Source organism: Streptomyces sp. NPDC012637, assembly GCF_042954805.1.
Lineage (GTDB): Bacteria > Actinomycetota > Actinomycetes > Streptomycetales > Streptomycetaceae > Streptomyces.
The window spans coordinates 694,927-713,933 of the sequence record NZ_JBIBDS010000004.1 but is presented as its reverse complement, the minus strand read 5'-3'; the positions used below and the strand labels follow the sequence as shown (position 1 = coordinate 713,933).

At 73.4% G+C, this 19,007-nt stretch carries 18 protein-coding genes, 2 tRNA genes and 1 pseudogene; 10 read left to right on the top strand and 11 right to left on the bottom strand.

The genetic code is table 11. From position 1 onward, the window contains the following. Positions 1-49: 49 nt before the first annotated feature. From ACFY8W_RS20350 to ACFY8W_RS20325, 6 genes are all read right to left on the bottom strand, one after another. Positions 50-1,327, bottom strand: coding sequence for an MFS transporter (locus tag ACFY8W_RS20350; protein WP_391106773.1), 1,278 nt, complete (start codon positions 1,325-1,327; stop codon positions 50-52). Beyond that, positions 1,324-2,349, bottom strand: coding sequence for a pyridoxal-phosphate dependent enzyme (locus tag ACFY8W_RS20345; protein ID WP_391106770.1), 1,026 nt, complete (start codon positions 2,347-2,349; stop codon positions 1,324-1,326). Before ACFY8W_RS20345 ends, ACFY8W_RS20350 begins: the two co-directional genes overlap by 4 nt. Before the next feature lie 83 nt (positions 2,350-2,432). Beyond that, positions 2,433-2,834, bottom strand: a complete 402-nt coding sequence (locus ACFY8W_RS20340; RefSeq protein ID WP_391106768.1) for a hypothetical protein — start codon at positions 2,832-2,834, stop codon at positions 2,433-2,435. Positions 2,835-2,937: 103 nt separating this feature from the next. After that, the gene (locus ACFY8W_RS20335; RefSeq protein WP_391106765.1) at positions 2,938-3,678 is read right to left on the bottom strand and encodes a TipAS antibiotic-recognition domain-containing protein; all 741 of its coding nucleotides are present in this window, start codon (positions 3,676-3,678) and stop codon (positions 2,938-2,940) included. A 149-nt stretch (positions 3,679-3,827) separates the two neighbouring features. Continuing rightward, positions 3,828-3,901, bottom strand: a tRNA-Met gene (locus tag ACFY8W_RS20330). Between the two features lie 64 nt (positions 3,902-3,965). Beyond that, positions 3,966-4,460: a rhodanese-like domain-containing protein gene (locus ACFY8W_RS20325; protein WP_391106762.1), complete on the bottom strand. Its 495-nt coding sequence runs from the start codon at positions 4,458-4,460 to the stop codon at positions 3,966-3,968. Positions 4,461-4,668: 208 nt separating this feature from the next. Here ACFY8W_RS20325 and sigJ point away from each other — a divergent pair, with 208 nt between their 5' ends. Then, the gene (gene sigJ, locus ACFY8W_RS20320) at positions 4,669-5,571 is read left to right on the top strand and encodes an RNA polymerase sigma factor SigJ (protein ID WP_391106759.1); all 903 of its coding nucleotides are present in this window, start codon (positions 4,669-4,671) and stop codon (positions 5,569-5,571) included. A 165-nt stretch (positions 5,572-5,736) separates the two neighbouring features. On the opposite strand, the gene ACFY8W_RS20315 is transcribed toward sigJ, so the two are convergent. Next, positions 5,737-6,972, bottom strand: coding sequence for an MFS transporter (locus ACFY8W_RS20315; protein ID WP_391106757.1), 1,236 nt, complete (start codon positions 6,970-6,972; stop codon positions 5,737-5,739). Positions 6,973-7,134: 162 nt separating this feature from the next. Between ACFY8W_RS20315 and ACFY8W_RS20310 the strand changes: the two genes are divergently transcribed. The 7 genes from ACFY8W_RS20310 (at position 7,135) to ACFY8W_RS20280 (ending at position 14,046) form a co-directional block, all read left to right on the top strand. After that, a complete protein-coding gene (locus ACFY8W_RS20310) occupies positions 7,135-7,593 on the top strand; it encodes a MarR family transcriptional regulator (protein ID WP_391106754.1) in 459 nt (152 codons plus the stop codon). A gap of 336 nt (positions 7,594-7,929) precedes the next feature. Further along, positions 7,930-9,153: an iron-containing alcohol dehydrogenase gene (locus ACFY8W_RS20305; protein ID WP_391106751.1), complete on the top strand. Its 1,224-nt coding sequence runs from the start codon at positions 7,930-7,932 to the stop codon at positions 9,151-9,153. Continuing rightward, positions 9,150-10,223: an ROK family protein gene (locus tag ACFY8W_RS20300; RefSeq protein WP_391106749.1), complete on the top strand. Its 1,074-nt coding sequence runs from the start codon at positions 9,150-9,152 to the stop codon at positions 10,221-10,223. The genes ACFY8W_RS20305 and ACFY8W_RS20300 overlap by 4 nt, the downstream gene beginning before the upstream one ends. After that, complete coding sequence (locus ACFY8W_RS20295; RefSeq protein ID WP_391106746.1) at positions 10,220-11,365, top strand: alcohol dehydrogenase catalytic domain-containing protein; 1,146 nt, start codon at positions 10,220-10,222, stop codon at positions 11,363-11,365. Before ACFY8W_RS20300 ends, ACFY8W_RS20295 begins: the two co-directional genes overlap by 4 nt. Beyond that, complete coding sequence (locus ACFY8W_RS20290) at positions 11,359-12,150, top strand: SDR family NAD(P)-dependent oxidoreductase (RefSeq protein WP_391106743.1); 792 nt, start codon at positions 11,359-11,361, stop codon at positions 12,148-12,150. The genes ACFY8W_RS20295 and ACFY8W_RS20290 overlap by 7 nt, the downstream gene beginning before the upstream one ends. Further along, the gene (locus ACFY8W_RS20285; protein WP_391106740.1) at positions 12,147-12,974 is read left to right on the top strand and encodes a TIM barrel protein; all 828 of its coding nucleotides are present in this window, start codon (positions 12,147-12,149) and stop codon (positions 12,972-12,974) included. Before ACFY8W_RS20290 ends, ACFY8W_RS20285 begins: the two co-directional genes overlap by 4 nt. A 1-nt stretch (position 12,975) precedes the next feature. After that, on the top strand, positions 12,976-14,046 hold the full coding sequence (locus ACFY8W_RS20280) for an alcohol dehydrogenase catalytic domain-containing protein (RefSeq protein ID WP_391106737.1): 1,071 nt from the start codon (positions 12,976-12,978) through the stop codon (positions 14,044-14,046). 300 nt (positions 14,047-14,346) lie between these two features. Here ACFY8W_RS20280 and ACFY8W_RS20275 read toward each other — a convergent pair whose 3' ends face one another. Beyond that, positions 14,347-15,558, bottom strand: a complete 1,212-nt coding sequence (locus tag ACFY8W_RS20275; RefSeq protein WP_391106735.1) for an FAD-dependent monooxygenase — start codon at positions 15,556-15,558, stop codon at positions 14,347-14,349. Positions 15,559-15,570: 12 nt separating this feature from the next. Then, positions 15,571-16,500, bottom strand: coding sequence for a ScbA/BarX family gamma-butyrolactone biosynthesis protein (locus tag ACFY8W_RS20270; protein WP_391106732.1), 930 nt, complete (start codon positions 16,498-16,500; stop codon positions 15,571-15,573). Between the two features lie 129 nt (positions 16,501-16,629). Between ACFY8W_RS20270 and ACFY8W_RS20265 the strand changes: the two genes are divergently transcribed. After that, positions 16,630-17,244: a ScbR family autoregulator-binding transcription factor gene (locus ACFY8W_RS20265; protein ID WP_391106729.1), complete on the top strand. Its 615-nt coding sequence runs from the start codon at positions 16,630-16,632 to the stop codon at positions 17,242-17,244. Then, entirely contained in the window at positions 17,241-18,251 is a 1,011-nt protein-coding gene (locus tag ACFY8W_RS20260) for an NAD-dependent epimerase/dehydratase family protein (protein WP_391106726.1), read from the top strand. The genes ACFY8W_RS20265 and ACFY8W_RS20260 overlap by 4 nt, the downstream gene beginning before the upstream one ends. Before the next feature lie 77 nt (positions 18,252-18,328). Here the strand turns inward: ACFY8W_RS20260 and ACFY8W_RS20255 are convergent. Both ACFY8W_RS20255 and ACFY8W_RS20250 read right to left on the bottom strand, forming a co-directional pair. Continuing rightward, a tRNA-Lys gene (locus ACFY8W_RS20255) sits at positions 18,329-18,401 on the bottom strand. Positions 18,402-18,499: 98 nt separating this feature from the next. Continuing rightward, a pseudogene (locus ACFY8W_RS20250) lies at positions 18,500-19,007 on the bottom strand (hypothetical protein); the annotation flags it as partial.

Below are 19,007 nucleotides of genomic sequence, written 5' to 3'. Positions count from 1 at the left end.
CCCGTCCGTCCACGGCGGCGGACCGTTCCGCGCCCACCTCAGGGTGCCGTCAGGCCGTACGGCTCGGCGACTCCTCCTCGGCCGGTTGGCGTACGGCGAGCCGCCCGCCCCGCGCCAGGGCCGCCATGGCGGCCGCGCAGCCGAGGCCGACCGCACACAGCACCAGCCAGGGCACCGCCGACCAGCCCGTCACGTCGAGCAGCGCGCCCGTCCCCAGGTTCCCCAGGGTGATGCCGACCCCGCAGACCGTGTTGTACAGCCCGTAGTGGGTGGCGACCCAGCGGCCCTCGGACAGGGCGACGACCGTGTCCATCTCGAACGGGTAGAGCACCGCGTTCGCGACCGCCAGGACCGCCGCGCACAGCAGCAGCGCGGGCAGCGAGCGCCCCAGCGCGGCCGGCACCAGGAACGCCGCCCCCATCAGGGCGAGCCCCAGGACCAGACACCGCTCCCGGGAGAGCCGCGCCTTGCACCAGGCGGTGATCCGCAGCTGTCCGGCGAGCGCGACCAGCGCCGACACCGCGAACAGGGCGGTCGTCGCCGCCGTGCCGCCCGCGGCGAGCGGCAGCGCCAGGTAGACCTGGAAGGACAGCACGTACGAACCGGTCATCGCCAGCGAGAACAGCCAGAAGACCCGGTTGGCGAGCACCGTCCGGAACTGCCCCCGGTCCTGCCCGGCCGCCCCGGCCGCCCCGTCGTCCTTGTGCCGTACGGGCAGATGCCTCAGCTGTACGAGGGTGAGCGCGGCGAACAGGAGCGCGGCCACCACGCACGTCAGCCGGAACGACACCCCCGTCAGGGCCACCCCGACCAGCGGCCCGAGCAGGATGCCCGCCTGGTAGTACGTGTTGAACAGGGCGAACGCCTCGACGCGCCGCTCCTCTCCCGCCTCCGCCGCCAGGTACGCCCGCACCGCCGGGTTGAACAGCGCACCCGCGAGGCCCGTCGCGAGCGAGGCGGCGATCAGCATCGGCAGCGACTGCGCGAAGGCGAGCGCCCCGAAGCCGGCCGTCCGCAGCGCGCAGCCGGCGACGATCAGCGGCTTGAAGCCCAGCCGGTCGGCGAGCGCGCCGCCGACGAGGAACATGCCCTGCTGGGAGAGGTTCCGCGCGCCGAGCACCAGGCCGACCGCCCAGGCGGCCATGCCGAGCCCGTCGGCCAGATGGGCCGCCAGGTACGGCATCAGCATGTAGAAGCCGAGGTTGATGGTGAGCTGGTTGAGGAACAGCAGCCGCACGGCCGGTTCGAAGCCGCGCGACCGCTTCCCGATGCCGCCCTTCGGGGCCGCGGTGGTGCTGCCCGCCGGCCCGGCCGTCCGACGGCTCATCGGGCCCGCTCCACGACGCGCCGGGTCCAGCCGCTGACCGGCTCGCCCTCGGCGAAGGCCACGGGCTCCTCCCGTACCGGACCGTCGAGCAGGCCGTGCGCCGCGCAGAACTCGTCGTTGAACACGGTGTCGAAGTAGCGGTGCGGCCCGTCGGGGAAGACCGCCGCGATCCGGGTGCCGCGCGGCCGGGTGCGGGCGAGCCAGCCGGCGACCAGCGCGACCGCGCCGACGCTCCAGCCGCCGGTCGCGAACTGCCGGGCGGCCAGCCGGCGGGCCGCCCGTACCGCCTCCGCGGGACCCACCCAGTGGATCTCGTCGAAGGCACCGTGGTCGACGTTGCCGGGGTGGATGGAGGAGCCGAGCCCGCGCATCAGCCGCGGGCCGGCCGGCAGCCCGAAGACGGTGGAGCCGACGGAGTCGACGCCGACGAGTTCGAGCGCGGGGCTGGAGGTCGCGCGCAGGGCGCGGGAGATCCCGGCCGAGTGGCCGCCGGTGCCGACCGCGCAGACCAGCACGTCGACGCGGTCGATCTGCTCGGAGAGCTCGGCGGCGAGCCCGGCGTACGCCTCCGGGTTGTCGGGGTTCCCGTACTGGTTGGGCCACCAGGCGCCGGGGAGGGCGAGGAGTAGTTCCGCCACCCGGTCCATCCGTGCCTGCTGCCAGCCGCCCTGCGGACTGGGCTCCGGCACGACGTGGACCTGCGCGCCGTGGGCGGTCAGCATCCGCTCCACGATCGGTTCGAGACCCGGGTCGGTGACGACGTGGACGGGGTGGCCGTGCAGGATCCCGGCGAGCGCGAGCCCGAGCCCGAGGGTGCCGGAGGTGGACTCGACGATCGGCGCGCCGGGCCGCAGCTCGCCGCGGCGGCGGGCCTGCTCGACCATGTGGAGCGCGGCGCGGTCCTTGATGCCGCCGAAGTTGAAGCCTTCGAGCTTGGCCCAGTAGCCGTCGTCCATCCACAGCACGGGCGTGTTGCCGACGGTCTGCTCGGCGACGGAGAGGAGGTTGGCGGGGTGCGTCATGGGGGTTTGCGTCCCTTGGGTGAGGTCCCGCGCGTGCGCGGGCGTACGGAAGGAGCCGTGGTCGTGGTGGTGCGCGACCCGGCTCAGTTCCGGTTCACTCCGAGGGCGGTGAGCAGACTTCCCGGTTCGGGCCCGGGCCCGGCCCTGCCGCGGACGCAGCGCGCGTGCGGGGCCTCGGGGAACACCTCGTCGTGCGCGAGGAGGACGGCGCCCGTGGCGTCCGGCGCCGACAGCTGGGTGCCGGCGGACTGCGCGGGCAGGTGGGCGTCGAAGGACCAGCCCTCGCCAGGCCGCTCGCAGCCGTGCGGCAGGACGGGCGCGGAGGCGCTGACGCCCGCGGACCCGGCGGGTCCGGCGGTGAGGGGCAGCGCGTGCCCGTCCGCGCCGTGGCAGACGCCGGCGAGCAGGGCGACGAGCGCGAACAGCAGCAGGACGGCGGGCGCCCGCCGTCCTGCTTCGCGCACCGTCACAGCCCGGTCACTCATGGTGTGCGCGAGGTTACGGGCGACACACGGGCCACGCAAAAGGACATGCGCGCTTTTGGCCACCCTTTATTTGCGGCCGTACCGACTTACCGGTTGCCTGCGGCTACAGGTTCCGCTCGGCGAAGACCGCCATGGCGTCCCGCACGAGAACGGCCGTGCCGTCCCCGTGCCTGTCGTAGTTCCTGGTGAAGCGCGGGTCGTCGACGTACATCCGCCCGAGCCCGACGAAGTACTCCCTGCTCGGCGTCGTCGTGATCGACAGCCACTCGTAGTGGCGCCGCGTGATCGCCTGCACCTCGTCGCTTTCGGGCGCGAGCCCGCGCGCGGCGGCCGCGCCGTAGTCACGGGCGATGCCGGCCTGCCGGTCCTGGAAGGCCTTCTTCTCGGCGTCGCTGAGCGAGCGCCACCAGCGGTCTCCCTTCTCGTACGCCTCGCGCCCCCAGCGCTCGGTCACCTCGGCCTCGTACCGCGTGTGGTCGAAGCCGTCGAAGACTTCCTCGGCCATGAGCCGTTCTCCTCTCTCGGTCTTGTGGAGGGTGGTGCGCACGGCCTCGATCTGCCGCCCGATGCGCTCGCGCTCCTGCTCCAGGAGGGCCAGATGCGTGCGCAGGGCGGCCGAGGGGTCCCGCTGGCCTTCGAGGACCTCGGCGATGGCGGCGAGGGAGAGCCCCAGCTCGCGCAGCAGCAGGATCCGCTGCAGCCGGACGAGCGCCGCCTGGTCGTAGTACCGGTAACCGTTCGCGCCGGTCCGGCTCGGCTCCAGCAGCCCGAGCTCGCCGTAGTGGCGCAGCGTGCGGCTGGTGGTGCCGGCCTTCCTGGCGATCTCCTGGATCGACCACTCCATGGCGAGAACGCTAGATCTTGACGTTGCGTAAAGGTCAAGCGCCGAAAGGTGGAGGGAAAGGGCGGGGGAGGCGACGAGGAGCGATGAGAACGGGCGAGCACGACGAAGGCCCGGATCGTCGAGACGATCCGGGCCTTCGTGCTACTGAGTAGCGGGGACAGGATTTGAACCTGCGACCTCTGGGTTATGAGCCCAGCGAGCTACCGAGCTGCTCCACCCCGCGTCGGTGAACACCACCTTACGGCATGGATGCCCAGGTCAGGAAATCCATTCCCGGCTCGCCCTTCTCAGCAGCCGCAGTCCTCGTCGTCGACCGGCGCCGTGAGCGGGTCCGCGTCCTTCTTCGCGGGCCCTTCCCAGGTCTCGTACGCGAAGCCCTCGCGCACCCAGTACTCGAAGCCGCCCAGCATCTCCTTCACCTGGAAGCCCAGCTCGGCGAGGGCCAGCGCGGCGCGCGTGGCGCCGTTGCAGCCGGGGCCCCAGCAGTACGTGACGACCGGGACGCTCCTGTCGAGGAGCTGCTCGGCCTGCTCGGGGATGAGCGCGGTCGGCAGGTGCACGGCGCCGGGCACGTGCCCCTGGTCCCAGGAGGCGGTCGAGCGGGAGTCGATCACGACGAAGCCGGGGTCGCCGCCGGTGGCGCGGGCGTCGGCGAGGGCGGAGGCCACGTCGGAGACGTCGGCGTGGAAGGCGAGGCTGGCGGAGAAGTAGGCCGCGGCGGCGGCCGGGGAGGCCGGGGGCGTCCGGAGAACGGGGTTGACCTGGTGCGCTGTCGTCGTCATGGTGATCAATCTAGGGACGATGATCATCGCGCTGAAGTGGCGATCCACGGCTTGTCGGGGGGTACGGCCGGGGATTCCCGCGCGTTGGCCGACGTGCGGCGGGAATCTCACGCACCGGGACGTGTCACGTTCCCGCTCTTCCGTCCGTCATCACTGTGCGACGTCGTCGCACGTCGTCGCACCGGACGCGAAGGGGAGAGAAGGACCGATGGACAAGGACCTCCTGGCGGAACGTTTCCAGGCCGACCGCGGCCACCTGCGGGCGGTGGCGTACCGGATGCTCGGCTCGCTGAGCGAGGCGGAGGACGCCGTCCAGGAGGCCTGGATCAGGCTGGACCGCTCCGACGTCAGCGACGTGCGCAACCTCAGCGGCTGGCTCACGACCGTCGTGGGCCGGGTCTGCCTCGACATGCTCCGCTCGCGCGCCTCCCGGCGCGAGGACCCGCTCGAGTACCACGTCCCCGACCCGGTCGTACGGGAGGAGGGCGCCGCCGACCCCGAGCAGGAGGCCCTGCTCGCGGACTCCGTCGGCCTGGCCCTCCTCGTCGTCCTGGAGACCCTGGCCCCGGCCGAACGGCTCGCCTTCGTCCTCCACGACATGTTCTCCGTCTCCTTCGACGAGATCGCGCCCATCGTCGACCGCACGCCCGCCGCCACCCGCCAGCTCGCCAGCCGCGCCCGCCGCCGGGTCCAGGGGGCGGCCCCGGCCCCCGCGCCCGACACGGCCCGCCAGCGCCGGGTCGTCGACGCGTTCCTCGCCGCCTCCCAGGCCGGCGACTTCGAGGGCCTCCTCGCCGTCCTCGACCCCGACGTGCTCCTCCGCGTCGACGGCGGCGACCTCGCGGCGGCCGCCTCCAAGCTGATCCGCGGCGCCGAGGCGGTGACCGCCCAGGCGCTCACCTTCGCCAAGTTCCGCCACGACTCCCGCGAGGTCACCGTCAACGGCGCCGCCGGCCTCGTCTCCCTGGTGAACGGCGCCCCGGTCGGCCTGATGGCCTTCACGATCGTCGGCGCCCGCATCGTCCAGATCGACATCGTGGCGGACACGGAGCGCCTGGCGGCGCTGGGAGTGCGCGGCCACGGGACGGCCGGTGACCCGTCCGACGGGTAGGGCTCCACGGACCGACCATCCGCACGACGGCACGGAAGGACGCCCCGCACGACGGCACGGAAAGACGCCCCGCACGACCGCACGACAAGACGCGCCACGGAAAGACGCCCCGCCCGGTCTCGCCGGGCGGGGCGTCGTGCGCGGGCCGGGGGAAACCCGCGCCGTCTAGGGGGTCTTCTGGCGCACCGGGGTGCCGGCGTCGGCCGTGCTCGTGTCGAGGACGGGGAGTTCCGGCCTCGTCCGCCGGGAGTGCGCCCACATCGCCACCGAGAGGAGCAGGGCGACCGTCGTGGCCAGGGCCGCCGTCAGCGTGACGTCCCGGACGCCGAAGCCGAGGTCGATGGTCGTGCCGCCGAGCCACGCGCCGAGTCCGTTGCCCAGGTTGAACGCGGACACGTTGGCCGAGAGGGCGAGGGCCGGTGCCGCGGCGGCCACGGAGAGGATCCGGGCCTGCAGCGCCGGAATGATGGAGAAGCCGGCGGCGCCGAACAGGAACAGCGCGGCGACCGCGGGGATCTGGTACGGGCTGACGGCCCAGAAGAGCACCAGCGAGACCAGCAGGGCGGTCTGGGCGGTGAGCACTCCGCGCATGACGTTGGCGTCCGCGGCCTTGCCGCCCAGGATGTTGCCCAGCACCGAGCCGATGCCGAAGACGATCAGCAGGATGCCGACCATGGCCGGCACGAAGTGGCCGACGTCGCGCAGCAGGGGCGCCAGGTAGGTCGAGGTGGTGAAGACCGCTCCCTGGGCGAGGACGGTGATCAGCATCGAGAGCTGCAGGCTGCCCTTGCGGAACACCTTCAGCTGCTCCCGCAGCGAGGTGTTCTCCTCGGCGCCTTCCTCGTTGCCGGTCGACAGGCCGCTCGGCACGAACCTGTAGATGAGCAGGATGCAGGCCACGGCGAAGACCGTGATGAAGACGAAGGTCGAGCGCCACCCGAACTGCTGGCCGATGAACGTGCCGATGGGAGAGCCGAGCACGTTGGCGAAGTTGAAGCCCAGCGCGATCTTGGCCATCGCGGTGGCCTGCTTGTCCGGCGGCGACATGAGAGCGGCGACGTGCCAGGCGACGGCGGCGAAGGTGCCGTGGCTGAGCGAGGTGAAGACGCGCGCGCCCATCAGCATCCCGTAGTTGGGCGCCAGCGCCGCGACGATGTTGCCCACGATGAAGATGCCCATCAGCCCGAGCAGCAGCCCCTTCCGCGACCACTTGGTGGTGAGCAGGGTGATGATCGGGCCGCCGATGGTCACGCCCAGCGCGTAGCCGGTGACCAGCAGGCCGACCGTCGGGATGGACACGTCCAGATCAGCGGACATCTCGGGCAGGATCCCCGCGATGACGACCTCGGCGGTGCCCACGCAGAAGACCCCGAGCATGAGGGCAAGTAGGGGCAGGGGCATGGTGACCGAGCCTTTCCTAGAGACCATTCCTTCAATGCATCCGATTGCATATAAAGGATGGACGAACATGAGGGTGTGGTCAACCGACGCAAGGAGTTACGCTGGGCGACGTGACAGGCGGGTGAACGGAACGTCCGAAAGACTCAGCGAAGGGCCGCGTCAATGGAGACTTGGGGACCCGGTGGCGGGGTGGACGAGATCACCCTCTGGCGGCAGCTCGCCCGTCTGATGGAGCAGGTCAACGCGGCGGCCGGCCGGCGGCTGGCCCGCAACCACGGGATCTCCATGAACGAGCTGCTGCTCCTGCTCTCCCTGTCGGAGCGACGGGACGGCACCCTCCGGATCTCGGAGCTCGTCAAGACGCTGGGCAGCAACCAGCCCTCCGTCAGCCGCATGGTCGCCCGGCTCGAGGAAGCCGAATGGGTGGTGCGCCGCAGCGCCGTCGACGACAGGCGCGGCGTGGACGCGCAGGTCACCGAGGCCGGCCGGGAGGTCGCCAGGGCGGCGGAGCAGACCCTGCGCAAGGCGCTGGCCGAAGCCCTCGACGCGGCGGCGGTCAACGACGCGACGGCCTCGCTGGTCGCCCGGCTCAGGTACGCGCCGGCCATGCCGGTGGACTGACGACCGGCCTACGAAACCCCGCAAGCGGCCCGGCCGCGGGCACCACGCCCGCGACGGGTCGCTCCGTCACGTGCGGGGCGAACCGCTGCGTCACCCCCGGGACCAACCGCCGCGCCACCCCCGGGCGACCCCCCGCCACATCGGCGTACCGCCCTTCCGTCCTGCCCGAACCAGGGGTTCACAAGAAGCAGATTCATGCATTTGAATGCATGTAACGTGACCGTGCTCACGTTGAAATCCATCCAAGTGACGCTCTAGCGTTCGAACGCGACGGTCAGCCCGCTCCGGCCGGTTCGCCATCTCTGGTCCCCATCGATCCCTCATGGAGGTCCTGTCATGTCTGGTACCGCTCTGTCCCGGCCCGCCGGCCCGGACCAGGTCGCCGACCTTCCCAAGCCGCCCGGGCTGCACTGGAACGTCCGGGCTAAGCAGCCCGTCGCCTACAGCGTCAGCATGGTGCGCGGGCTGCTCGAACCCGAGAACCCGACCCTCGCCCATGCCTGCGGCGGCGGCCGGGGCCGGCCCTTCCGCTCCCTCCTGGTGATCGACGCCGCCGTCGACGCGCTCTACCGGGAGCGGTTCGAGACGTACTTCGCCCACTGGCAGATCGAGGTCACCTGGCAGGTCGTCCGGGGCGACGAGGACGCGAAGTACCTGGAACAGGCCATCCGCGTCACCGAGGCCATGTCGCGCATGGGGATCCTGCGCCGCGCCGAGAAGGTCATCGCCGTGGGCGGCGGCGTCGTCCTCGACATCGTCGGCTTCGCCGCGAGCATGTACCGCCGCGGCGTGCCCTACATCCGCGTCCCCACCACGCTGATCGGCCAGATCGACGCGGGCATCGGGGTCAAGACCGGCATCAACTACGGTCACCACAAGAACCGCCTCGGCTCCTACTTCGCGCCCGAACTCGCCCTGATCGACCCCGAGTTCCTCCGCACGATCGATGCGCGGCACGTGGCCAACGGCATGGCCGAGATCATCAAGATGGCGCTGGTCAAGGACGCCGCCCTCTTCGGCCTCCTCGAGGCCACGGTCGGCACCATCACCTCCGACACCCTCGCCGGCTGCGGCTCCGCGGTGAGCGAGGTCCTGTCCCGGGCGATCTCCGGCATGCTCGACGAGCTGGAGCCGAACCTCTGGGAGCAGATCCTGGAGAGATCTGTCGACTACGGCCACACCTTCAGCCCCTCCCTGGAGCTGCGGGCCGACCCTCCCCTGCTGCACGGCGAGGCCGTCGCCGTCGACATGGCCATCTGCCTCGCGCTCGCCCACCTGCGCGGACACCTGTCGGAGGAGGACACCGACCGGGCACTGAAGCTGATGCAGGGCTTCGACCTGCCCATCGCCCACCCGATCTTCACCCGGGAGCTCCTCGAAGAGGCCCTCGAGGACGCGGTGAAGCACCGCGACGGGCTCCAGCGGGTGCCCCTCACGCAGGGCATCGGCTCCGTGGTCTTCGCCAACGACCTCACCTCCGAAGAGCTCGGCCGCGCGCTGGACTTCATCGCCGGCTGGCAGGCTGCCAGGGACGGCGCACTCGCCGACGCCGCGATATGAGCACCGCCGTCACCGTCTTCGACGTCGGCGGGACCCACATCCGCCAGGCGTGGTGGCTGCGCGAGGGCGAGCTGCGCGCCCGTACCTCGCGCCCCTCCCCCAGCTTCAGGCGCTTCCCCGACGCGAGCGCCGCCGAGCTCCGGGCCATGATGGTCAAGGACCTCTGCGACGCGGTTCCGGAGACGCCGGACGCGGTGGCCGGGATCTCCTTCGGAGCCGCGCTCGACCACCGCTCCGGAATCGTCTACGCCTCCGCGCCCCTGTGGGGCGCGCACAGCGAGCCGTACGACCTGCGGGCCGCGCTCACGGCCCGCCGGAGCGACGTCCGCTGGCACATCGTCAACGACGTGACGGCCGCGCTCCTGCACGCCGCCGCCCACCCCGGCCGCAGCGCACACCGCAAGGTCCTGCTGGCCACCATCAGCTCGGGCATCGCCTGCCGGGTCATCGACCAGCGGCAGGGCCTGATCCCGGTGGACAGCAGCGGCCTGCAGGGCGAGATCGGCCATCTGCCCGCCCACGCCGAACTGGCCGGGCGGCCGCTCGAACTGAGCTGCGACTGCGGGCGGACCGGGCACCTGGCGGCGTACTCCTCCGGCCCCGGCATCGCGCGCGCCGCGGACATCCTCCGGGAACGGGAACCCGGCAGCTGGTCGGCGTCCCGGCTCGGAGCGCTGACCTCCGGCGGCCTCGGCTTCGACGCGGCGCTGCGCCGGGCGCTCGACGAACGGGACGACCTCGCGGGCGAACTGCTCGACGCGGTCACCGCTCCCGTGGCGGACGTGCTGCGCACCACCCTGTGCCTCGACCCGGAGATCGACGAGGCCGTGCTGACCGGCGGCGTCGTGCACGGCCTCGGCGAGCACTACCGGCGTTCCCTGCTGGGACACCTGACCCGGCAGGGGCTGTACCTGACCAGCGAGCGGACCCCCGGCTGGTGGGAACGCCGCATCACCGTGAGCGCTCCCGGGGAGGCCGACGGACTGGTGGGGGCCGGCATAGCGGCCTGTGCCGCCGAGGCGAAGGCGCAGGCCGCCGCCGCGACCGCCGCATCCGGAGCGGCGGCATGACCGCGCCGGAGGAGATACCCAGCCACCGGGCCCTCGTCCGCGAGGCGGGCAGGGTCCGGCTGGCCCTGCGCCCCACCCAGCGGCCCGCCCCGGGCGAGCTGCTGGTGACCACCCCCGTGGCCGGGCTGTGCGGGACGGACATCCAGATGCTGCGCGGGCTGCGCGACGACCCGGCACCCGTCATCGGCCACGAGGGCATCGCCCGGGTGGTCGCAGCCGGAACGGGCGTGCCCGGGCCGCCGCCCGGGACCCCCGTCGTGATCAACCCGACGCACCGGGACGACCCGTCCTTCCTGCTCGGGCACAACGTGGACGGCCTGCTCCAGGAGCTGACCCGCATCCCCGCCACCGCGGTGGGCGCCGGCCTCGTCGTCCCGCTGGAGCAGGTGCCCGACGCCGTGCTCGGCACCCTCGTCGAGCCGCTGGCCGGCGTGCGGTACGCCCTCGGCCTGCTGGCGACGGCACGCCCGCGCACCCTGGTCGTGTACGGCGACGGGAACATCGGACAGCTCGCCGTGCGCGCCGCCCGCGGCCTGCTCGGGGCGGACGTCCGCGTCCTGCTCGTACACCACACGCCCGAGGGCCTGGAGTGGAGCGCCCGGCACCCCGTTCCCGGCACGGAACTGCTGGGCGGCGGGAAGCCGCACGCGCTGCCGCAGATCGCCGAAGGACCCGTGGCCGCGCTGCTCGCCACCCCGCGCGACGGCACCCTCGCCGCCCTCGACGCCGCCCTGCGGCTCGGCGGCGGCGACCTGACCGTCAACCTCTTCGGCGGCCTGCCGCCGGGCGCCTCCAGCCCCCTGCTGCCCGGGGTCGACCTGACCGCGGTACGGGCCGCCAACCGCGCCGGGCACCCGGTGCCGGCCTCCTTCACCGAGGCCACCACGACCGAGGGCCGGCGGGTCCGGCTGACCGGCCACCGCGGCGTGGCCAACGGCCACCTCCTGGAGGCGGCCGCCGAGCTGTGCCGCCGACCGGCGCTGTACCGCGACCTGGTGACCCATGTCGTGGAACCCGCCGAAGCCGCCCGGATCATGAACGACCTCGCGGCCGGCCGCCGGCGCACCGTCGACGGGAACCGGCTGCTCAAACTCGCCGTGCGCTTCGCCCCGGCGCCGGCCCCACCCAGGGAGAGATGGTGACAGCACCAGGACAGGACCACCGCCGCGCGCTGGTGGTCGGCGGATCGACGGGCATCGGCCGCGGCGTCGCGGACGCCTGGGCCGCCGCGGGACTCGACGTGACGGTGCTCAGCCGGTCCGCTCCGGCCGGACCCGGCGCCGACCGGCTCCGCTGGACGGCCACCGACCTCACTGACCCCGACCGGGTCACCGAGACGCTGGCCGCGGCCGCCGCCGAACCCCTGCACGCCGTCTGCTACTCGGCGGTCCACTACGGCTCCGGGCGCGCCCTGTTCCAGGACTGCGACGTGAGCGAGTGGCGCCGCCAGATCGACGTCAACCTGCACGGGCTCTGGCTGACGCTGGACCGTACGCTCCCCGCCCTGCGCCGTACCGGGTCCCCCGGCGTCTTCCTCGGCGTGTCCTCCGAGGTCGTCTACAACGCGGGGCCGGGCCGGTCCGGCTACGCCGCCTCGAAGGCCGCCGCCGCGGCGCTGCTCGACTCCCTCGCCCAGGAGCAGACGTCCGAGGCGCCCGGCGCGGAGGCCCTGCGCGTCGTCCAGGCCCTGCCGGCCGGCATGGTCGACACCCCCGGCATCCGGCGCCGCCGCCCGGAGGACTTCGACTACAGCGCCTACATGACGCCCGCGAGCTTCGGACCGCTGGCCCGCGAGCTGGCGGCGACGTCCGGCGCCGGACTGCACGGCGCCCACCTCGTGGTCGACGGCGACGGCAGCTGGCGCCCGGTCGCCGAGGCGATGCCCGTCTCCCAGAGCCGTACCCTCACCGCGCGGACGGCGCCGTGACCCGGCCTCCCCTGGTGGCGCTCGCCGGCTGGCGGCTGCCGGGGGACCACGCCGACGCCGTCGAACTGGCCCACCGGGCCGGTACGGACGGCCTCCAGCTCGACCTCGGCGGCCCGGGCCGCGGGCCGTGGCTCGACGCGCCGGGCACCGTGGACCGGCTCCGCGAGGACTGCGCCGCGCACGGCCTGCAGCTCCTCGCGGTCGCGGGCAACACCCTCAACGACATCGGGCTCACGGCACCCTCCGGCAGCCGGGACGCGCGGCGCGCCCGGGACGTCCTCGTCCGCGTCCTCGACGCCGCGCGGGCCCTGGGCGCACCGCTGGCGTTCGCGCCGAGCTTCCGCCGCAGCGCCATCGAGGACGCGGAGGACCTGAGGCGCACCGCGGACGTCCTGGCCTGGGCGACGCGCGAGGCGCAGGCCCGCGGACTGCTCCTGGCCAGCGAGAACGCCCTCGGGCCGGCCGCCGCGCGCGCCCTGGTGGAACAGGTGGCGGAGCCGTCCTTCCGGCTGGTGCTCGACACCTACAACCCGGTGGCGCACGGGATCGACGTCCTGGCGCTGATCGAAGCGACGCACGAGTGGATCGCGCCGCAGGTCCACCTCAAGGACGGCACCGGCGGCGTCGTGGACCGGGAGCTGCTCGGTGACGGCGACGGCGGGGTCTGGGAGACCCTCGCCGCCCTCGTCGGGCACGCGGGCGCACCCCGGGCGCTGGTCCTCGAGAACGACTACCGCGACGGCGACCCACGGCGTCTCGCGCTCGATGTCGAGCGCGCCCGCGCGGCCCGCCTCGCCACCGACCCGGCACACCCCAGGAGTTGACATGTCCAGCGTTCCCTCGACATACCGGACGACCAGGCTGAGGGAGGGCGTGGTGAGCTTCGGTGCGCACCCCTTCCCGCACGAGGCGCTCGCTGACGACGCCGTCGTCATCAGGCCCCACCACATGGGCATCTGCCGCGCCGACGTGAAGGAGATCCTCGGCTCCCGCGACGTCCCCGAGGACCGCGGGCCGCTGTTCGGCCACGAGCTCGTGGGCTCCGTCTTCTTCGCGGGGTCCGCCAGCGGCTTCACGGAGGGGGAGACCGTCACCCTCAACCCGAACATCACCCCCGCCCGCACCACCGGCTTCGCCGAGTACGTCTTCGTGCGTGGCACCAAGGAGCAGCTCGAGCAGGCGGTTGTACGGGTCCCCGGGCCGGATCCCCGGCAGGACGTCTGGATGCCGGAGCCCTTCGCCTGCATCGTGCACGCCGTGCGGAAGCTGCTCGAACCCGCACGGCTCGACTCCCTCGCCGGCAAGCGGGTGGGAATCGTCGGCGCCGGCTGCGCCGGGCTCATGTTCGCCATGTACGCCCGTCACCTGGGGGCGTCCGTCACGGTGTTCAACCGCGGCGAGGCCCGCCGCGCCTTCGCCCGCGAGCAGGGGATCCTCACCGCGGACGAGATCCGGCCGCTGGCGGAGGCGGGGGCACACCCCGACGCGTTCGACGTGGTCGTCGTCGCTCCTACGGTGGCCACCGCGGAGCTCCTGGAGACCGCGGCCGGCATGGCCGCGGACGGAGCGGTCGTGCTCGTCTACGGCGGCACCCGCAAGGGCGACCGCTTCCCCGGCACCTCGGTGGACGTCGACGCGGTCCGCCGCGGCGAACTCGTCGAGTGGGTGGAGCGCGCCGGCAAGCGGCTCGGCGTCTCGGGCGCGTACGGCTGCTTCAAGGAGGACTACGAGGAGGGCTTCCGGCTGCGCGCGGAGCACCCCGCCGACTTCCCCCTGGACCGGATGGCCTCGCGGCGGATCACCCTCGACGAGCTCCCGGAGTTCGTGATGGACATCGCCGCGGGCCGCACGGACCACCCCGGGAAGGTCCTGATCGAGGCCGCGCCGCAGGGCTGAGCACCGCCCGGCCGGACCTACCGGACCTGCCGGGGCTGGACCTGCCGGGGCTGGACCTGCCGAGGCTGGACCTACTGGGGCCGGACCTGCCGGACCTGCCTGGCCGGACCTGCCGGAGCTGCCGGAGCCGGACCTGCCGGGGCTGGACCTGTCGGACCTGCCTGGCCGGTCCGGCCGGGTGCGCGCCCTCCGCTCGCCCGCGTACCGGACGACCGCCCCGCCACCCGTCCGCGCATCGGACGACCGGCCCCGGGGCCTGTCCGGCCGTCGTCCGCCGGACCGGTCCTGGCCGGACCGGTCCTAGCCCGCGCAGCCCGTCGACAGGAACAGGAAGTGGTCGGCGAGGACCCGGTCCTCGGCCCAGCGGCCCCGCGGGTGTCCGGGGCCGTGCCCCTCGTGGCTCTGCCGCACCCGCTCGCCGCGCCGGGCGTCGTAGTCGGCCAGCCACCTGAGGACGCCGCCGCCCGAGACGTCCCAGGAGCCGCCGAGCGCGACGGCGTCGTCCAGCGTCCGGTGCAGACAGCTGCCAGTCTCCGGCCGGCGCGCCTCGTGCGCGGGGTCACCGACCATCGCGATCCGGCCGTGCACGGCGTCCGCGGCGGTCTGCCGGACGGGCAGCGTCCGCGCCCGCCAGTGCCTGCCCAGGGTGAAGACGTTGCGGGCGGCGTATCCGATCCCGGGGAAGGCGTCGAGCACCTCGTCGAGACCGACCCGGGCGCCCCGGAGAGGAGCGCCGGTGTGCCGGAGCCGGGTCGCGGTCAGGCTCAGATAGCGGTGGTCGGGCAGCGGAAAGTGGGAGAGGTGCCAGTCCCGTCCCACCCAGCAGGTGGCCGCGCCGTCCTGCCACCGGTCGTCGACCGAGTCCATGGGGACGACCGAGTGGTAGACGGCGAGCCGCCCCTCGGGAGCGCCGTGGGCCCGGTCCGCGTCGCGGTCGGCGCCGGAGCGGGCGCGGTCCGCGAGGATCAGCGCGTGGCCCGTCACGGTGCGCCCGTCGGCGAGCGCCGCGCGCACCGTCCCGCCGCGCTGGGTGTAGCCGATGACGCGGCTGTCGGTGGCCAGCTGGACGGAGTCCAGCTCCCAGCACGCGTCCAGCAGGGGCTCGTACACGTCGAGCCGGTGGGCCGTCGCGTGGGGCGGGGCGGAGCCCCGGCGGGATCCGGGCAGCGTCACCGAGGTGACCAGCTCCCCGGTCGCGCCGTCCCGGACGCGGAAGGCGTCGAGCGTCAGCGACCGGTCCCGTACGGCGTCGCCGACGCCCAGTCGGTCGAGCAGGTGGAAGTCCCGGGGTGCCAGCAGGACGCCCGCGCCGCTCTCGGTGAGGGCCGGCCGCGGGTCCAGGACGAGGACCTCGTGGCCGCGTCGGCCCAGGGCGAGCGCGGTGGCCAGCGCGCCGATGCCGCCGCCGGCGACGAGGACGCGCGGGGCCGACGGGTCCGGGGCGCCCGCGCCGGTCGCTCGCGGAGAGGTGGCGCAGCCCGGAGAGGAAGGGTCGATCAACGCGGCGTCCATGTGTCCATGCCTTCAGACTTCGCCCAGGGTGACGACGTCGGTGAAGATCTCCTCGTCGTGCTGCCGGGCGGTGACCAGGACCCGCTGGCGGCCGGCCGGGGCGTCCGGGAGCGGGCGGGCGTCGATCCGGCACGGGGCGTCGAGTTCCGCGTAGCGGATGAAGCGGGTCTCCATGCCGACGACGACGGCGGCCCGCGGACGCGAGGTGAACTGCGCGGCCTGGCGCGCCGCTTCCAGCAGCAGCATGCCGGGGACGTGGTCGACGGGATGGTCGAAGAGGATCGGGTGCGAGGTGTCCACCCGCAGCCGCCAGTGGTCCTCGCCGTCGACGCAGGAGAGCACCACGTCCTCGTCGCGGGACCTGCCCAGCACGGACGCGGGGGCGGGGGGCGGGGCGGGTAGGGCGCGGGCGTTGGCGAGGGCGACGTCGGCGTACGGACCGCGTATGCGGTCGTACACGGGACGGTCCTGGACGGTGAAGTGCGTCCGGGCCTCGGCCAGTCGGGCGCCGCCCCGCCACGCCTGTACCTGGAGGACCAGGTCCGCGGCTCTCCCCCTGCGGTACCTCACGTCGGTGGCCGTGATCCGTAACTCGACGTCGGCGCCGCGCCCTTCGTCGCGCAGCGCGGCGGGGTCGAGCTCCCAGTGGAAGTCCTGCCAGAGCAGTTGGTGGCCGAGCGGCACGTCGTACGCGGCGTGCGAGAGCAGCGGCAGGGTCTGCCGTACCGACTCGCTCAGCAGCAGGGGGTCGAGCAGGCCGTGGCGCGCGGCGTAGAACTCGTGGGCGTGCGGCCAGCGGGCCGTGACCGTGAAGGCGTCCGGCCCGGTCCGGCGCCAGCCGGTGAGGAGGACCTCCGCCGGGTTCACCTTGTGGATGTAGACCTGGGGCACGGGCGCGGCCGGTAAGGCCGCCTCGTCGTTGGCAAGGTCAAGCGCTGGCAAGGCAGTTCCCCTAACTGGCTCGTGAGCTCGCTCGCACTGGTGCTTCCACGTACGCCACGAATAACATAGCCATGATTATTCTTATTTGTCGAGAGGGAAAAAGTGCAGGTGGAAGAGGGCACACGACCCATGCAGCAGCGCGCCGTTCGCACCCGGGAGGCCCTTCTCAGAGCTGCCGCGGAGGTGTTCGACGACGTCGGCTACACCCGGGCGAGCATCACCAGGATCATCGACCGGGCCGGGCTGACCGCCGGAGCCGTGTACTTCCACTTCAAGTCCAAGGAGGGGCTCGCCCGAGCGGTGATCCACGAGCAGGCGAAGGACCTGCAGTTCCCCCAAGGGGAGCCCGGACTCCAGCACTTGATCGACATGACCGACTACCTCGCCGTGGAGATGCAGCAGAACACCCTGCTGCGCGCGGGCGTCCGGCTCGCCGTCGAGCAGAACGAGGCCGACCTCCAGGAGTACGCGATCTACGAGTGGTGGGCCGAGCAGTTCCACGAGGAACTCCTCGCCGCGCGCCGCAAGGGTCAGCTCCTCCCCACGGCCGACGAGGCCGTCTTCGCCTCCCTGCTGGTGGCCGCGTACACCGGCACCCAGATCATGTCGCAGCTCTCCACCAACCGGGCCGACCTGCCGGGCCGGATCTCCGACATGTGGCGATGTCTCCTGCCGGCGCTCGCGCCGGCCGAGGTCATCGCGGGCATCACGATCCCCGGGGCCCGCGCGGAGGCCGGCGCATGACCCTGCGGGTCGTCGTCACCGGTGGCACCGGGTTCATCGGCTCCAAGGTCCTGCGCGCCCTGCGGGAGCCGGGAGCCGAACTCCGGGCCCTCGCCCGGAACCCCCCGCCGGGCGTGCCCGGGCCGTCCCGGCCGCCGGGACCGCCCCCACAGCCCGGACCGCCCGGGCCGTCCGGCGCGCCCCGCCTGTCGTGGCTGCCCGCGGACCTGAGCCGCCCGGAGTCGCTGCGCGGGGTCTGCGAGGGCGCGGACGTGCTGCTCCACCTCGCCTCACGGATCTCCGGGACCGAGGAGGAGTGCGCGGCGGTGAACGTCGACGGCACCGCCGCGCTCATGGACGAGGCCCGCCGCTGCGGCGTGGAGCGGATCGTCCACCTGTCCACCGCCGCGGTGTACGGCCCCGGGCCGCACCGCGGGATCGGCGTGAACGAGAAGGCGCCGGCCCCCGCCTCCCCCGCCAGCCGCACCCGGCTGCTCGGCGAGCGCGCCGCGCTGGACGCCGGGGCCACGGTCCTCCGGCCGGGACTCGTCACCGGCACCGGCGACCGCTGGGTGGTGCCTGCCCTCGCCGCCCTGCTGGAACAGCTGCCCGGCCGCTGGGACGGCGGCAGCGGACTGCTGTCCCTGGTGGACGCCGACGACCTGGCCCGGCTGGTCGCCGCGCTGGCCGTCCTGCCGCACCGGCCCCCCGCCGGGATCTTCCACGCCGCCCACCCCCGTCCGGTCCGCAACGGCGACCTGATGGCGGCCCTCGGCGAACTCGGCGTGCTCCCCACGCCCGGGGCGGACCTGTCCTGGGAGACCTGCGTGGAGACCCTGCGGCGCAGTCCGCGCGGCGTGAGCGAGCGTCAGTTCGAACTGCTGGCGGGAGAGCACTGGTTCCGCAGCGACGACATCTGGCCCCTCGCCGACTGCCCGCCAGGCCCCGGCCCGCTGGCCCGCCTGCGGGCGGCCGCGCCCTGGTACCGCGGTCACCTCGCCGCACGACGCGCGACGGCGGACACCTGACGGTCGCGCCCCGCGCGGACGGGCTCCGGAAAGGGCTCGGCCCCAGGTCAGATGGTCTCTGACCTGGGGCCGTTCGGTAGGCCGTGTGGGACTCGAACCCACAACCAACGGATTAAAAGTCCGCTGCTCTGCCAATTGAGCTAACGGCCCGTGGCACAAGCACACCCGTGCAGCATAGCCGGAGAGCTCTGCGAAACCGATCGGGTATCGGCCCCGGCGCACCGTGGGCGCGCCGGGGCCGAGGACGGTCAGTTCCGGTAGTAGCCGGCGATGTCCGCGATCAGGTGGACGGAGCCGGTGCGGTTGTAGAAGGTGACCTTGCCGTCCTTCACCGGGACCACGACCAGGTTGGGGACGGTCTGGCCCGCCGTGAAGTTGAGGTTCGACGCCGCCGTGCGCTCGGTGCCGTACGGGTAGACCGACACGAAGCTCCCGGCCGTCGGACCCGTCGCCGTCACGTTCAGGACCACCGCCGACGCGCCGGGGCGGTCGACGGCGAGGTCCACGGTCTCGCCCGCGCCGAGGGCGGCCTGCGGGACGCCGAGGCCGGCGCGGGTGTCCATCAGGCGGGCCGGCGTGACCGGCTTGTACTCGGCGCCCGAGGCTCCCGTCTTGAAGTAGCCCGCCACGTCGGCGATGAGGTCGACCGAACCGGCGTGGTTGTAGAAGGTGACCTTGCCGTCCTTCACCGGGACCACGACCAGGTTGGGGACGGTCTGGCCCGCCGTGAAGTTGAGGTTCGACGCCGCCGTGCGC

Excerpts from the sequence above, each read along its gene's own strand:
- ACFY8W_RS20350 (WP_391106773.1), bottom strand. The coding sequence starts at position 1,327 with ATGAGCCGTCGGACGGCCGGGCCGGCGGGCAGCACCACCGCGGCCCCG.
- ACFY8W_RS20345 (WP_391106770.1), bottom strand. The coding sequence starts at position 2,349 with ATGACGCACCCCGCCAACCTCCTCTCCGTCGCCGAGCAGACCGTCGGC.
- ACFY8W_RS20340 (WP_391106768.1), bottom strand. The coding sequence starts at position 2,834 with ATGAGTGACCGGGCTGTGACGGTGCGCGAAGCAGGACGGCGGGCGCCC.
- ACFY8W_RS20335 (WP_391106765.1), bottom strand. The coding sequence starts at position 3,678 with ATGGAGTGGTCGATCCAGGAGATCGCCAGGAAGGCCGGCACCACCAGC.
- ACFY8W_RS20325 (WP_391106762.1), bottom strand. The coding sequence starts at position 4,460 with ATGACGACGACAGCGCACCAGGTCAACCCCGTTCTCCGGACGCCCCCG.
- sigJ (WP_391106759.1), top strand. The coding sequence starts at position 4,669 with ATGGACAAGGACCTCCTGGCGGAACGTTTCCAGGCCGACCGCGGCCAC.
- ACFY8W_RS20315 (WP_391106757.1), bottom strand. The coding sequence starts at position 6,972 with ATGCCCCTGCCCCTACTTGCCCTCATGCTCGGGGTCTTCTGCGTGGGC.
- ACFY8W_RS20310 (WP_391106754.1), top strand. The coding sequence starts at position 7,135 with ATGGAGACTTGGGGACCCGGTGGCGGGGTGGACGAGATCACCCTCTGG.
- ACFY8W_RS20305 (WP_391106751.1), top strand. The coding sequence starts at position 7,930 with ATGTCTGGTACCGCTCTGTCCCGGCCCGCCGGCCCGGACCAGGTCGCC.
- ACFY8W_RS20300 (WP_391106749.1), top strand. The coding sequence starts at position 9,150 with ATGAGCACCGCCGTCACCGTCTTCGACGTCGGCGGGACCCACATCCGC.
- ACFY8W_RS20295 (WP_391106746.1), top strand. The coding sequence starts at position 10,220 with ATGACCGCGCCGGAGGAGATACCCAGCCACCGGGCCCTCGTCCGCGAG.
- ACFY8W_RS20290 (WP_391106743.1), top strand. The coding sequence starts at position 11,359 with ATGGTGACAGCACCAGGACAGGACCACCGCCGCGCGCTGGTGGTCGGC.
- ACFY8W_RS20280 (WP_391106737.1), top strand. The coding sequence starts at position 12,976 with ATGTCCAGCGTTCCCTCGACATACCGGACGACCAGGCTGAGGGAGGGC.
- ACFY8W_RS20275 (WP_391106735.1), bottom strand. The coding sequence starts at position 15,558 with ATGGACGCCGCGTTGATCGACCCTTCCTCTCCGGGCTGCGCCACCTCT.
- ACFY8W_RS20265 (WP_391106729.1), top strand. The coding sequence starts at position 16,630 with ATGCAGCAGCGCGCCGTTCGCACCCGGGAGGCCCTTCTCAGAGCTGCC.
- ACFY8W_RS20260 (WP_391106726.1), top strand. The coding sequence starts at position 17,241 with ATGACCCTGCGGGTCGTCGTCACCGGTGGCACCGGGTTCATCGGCTCC.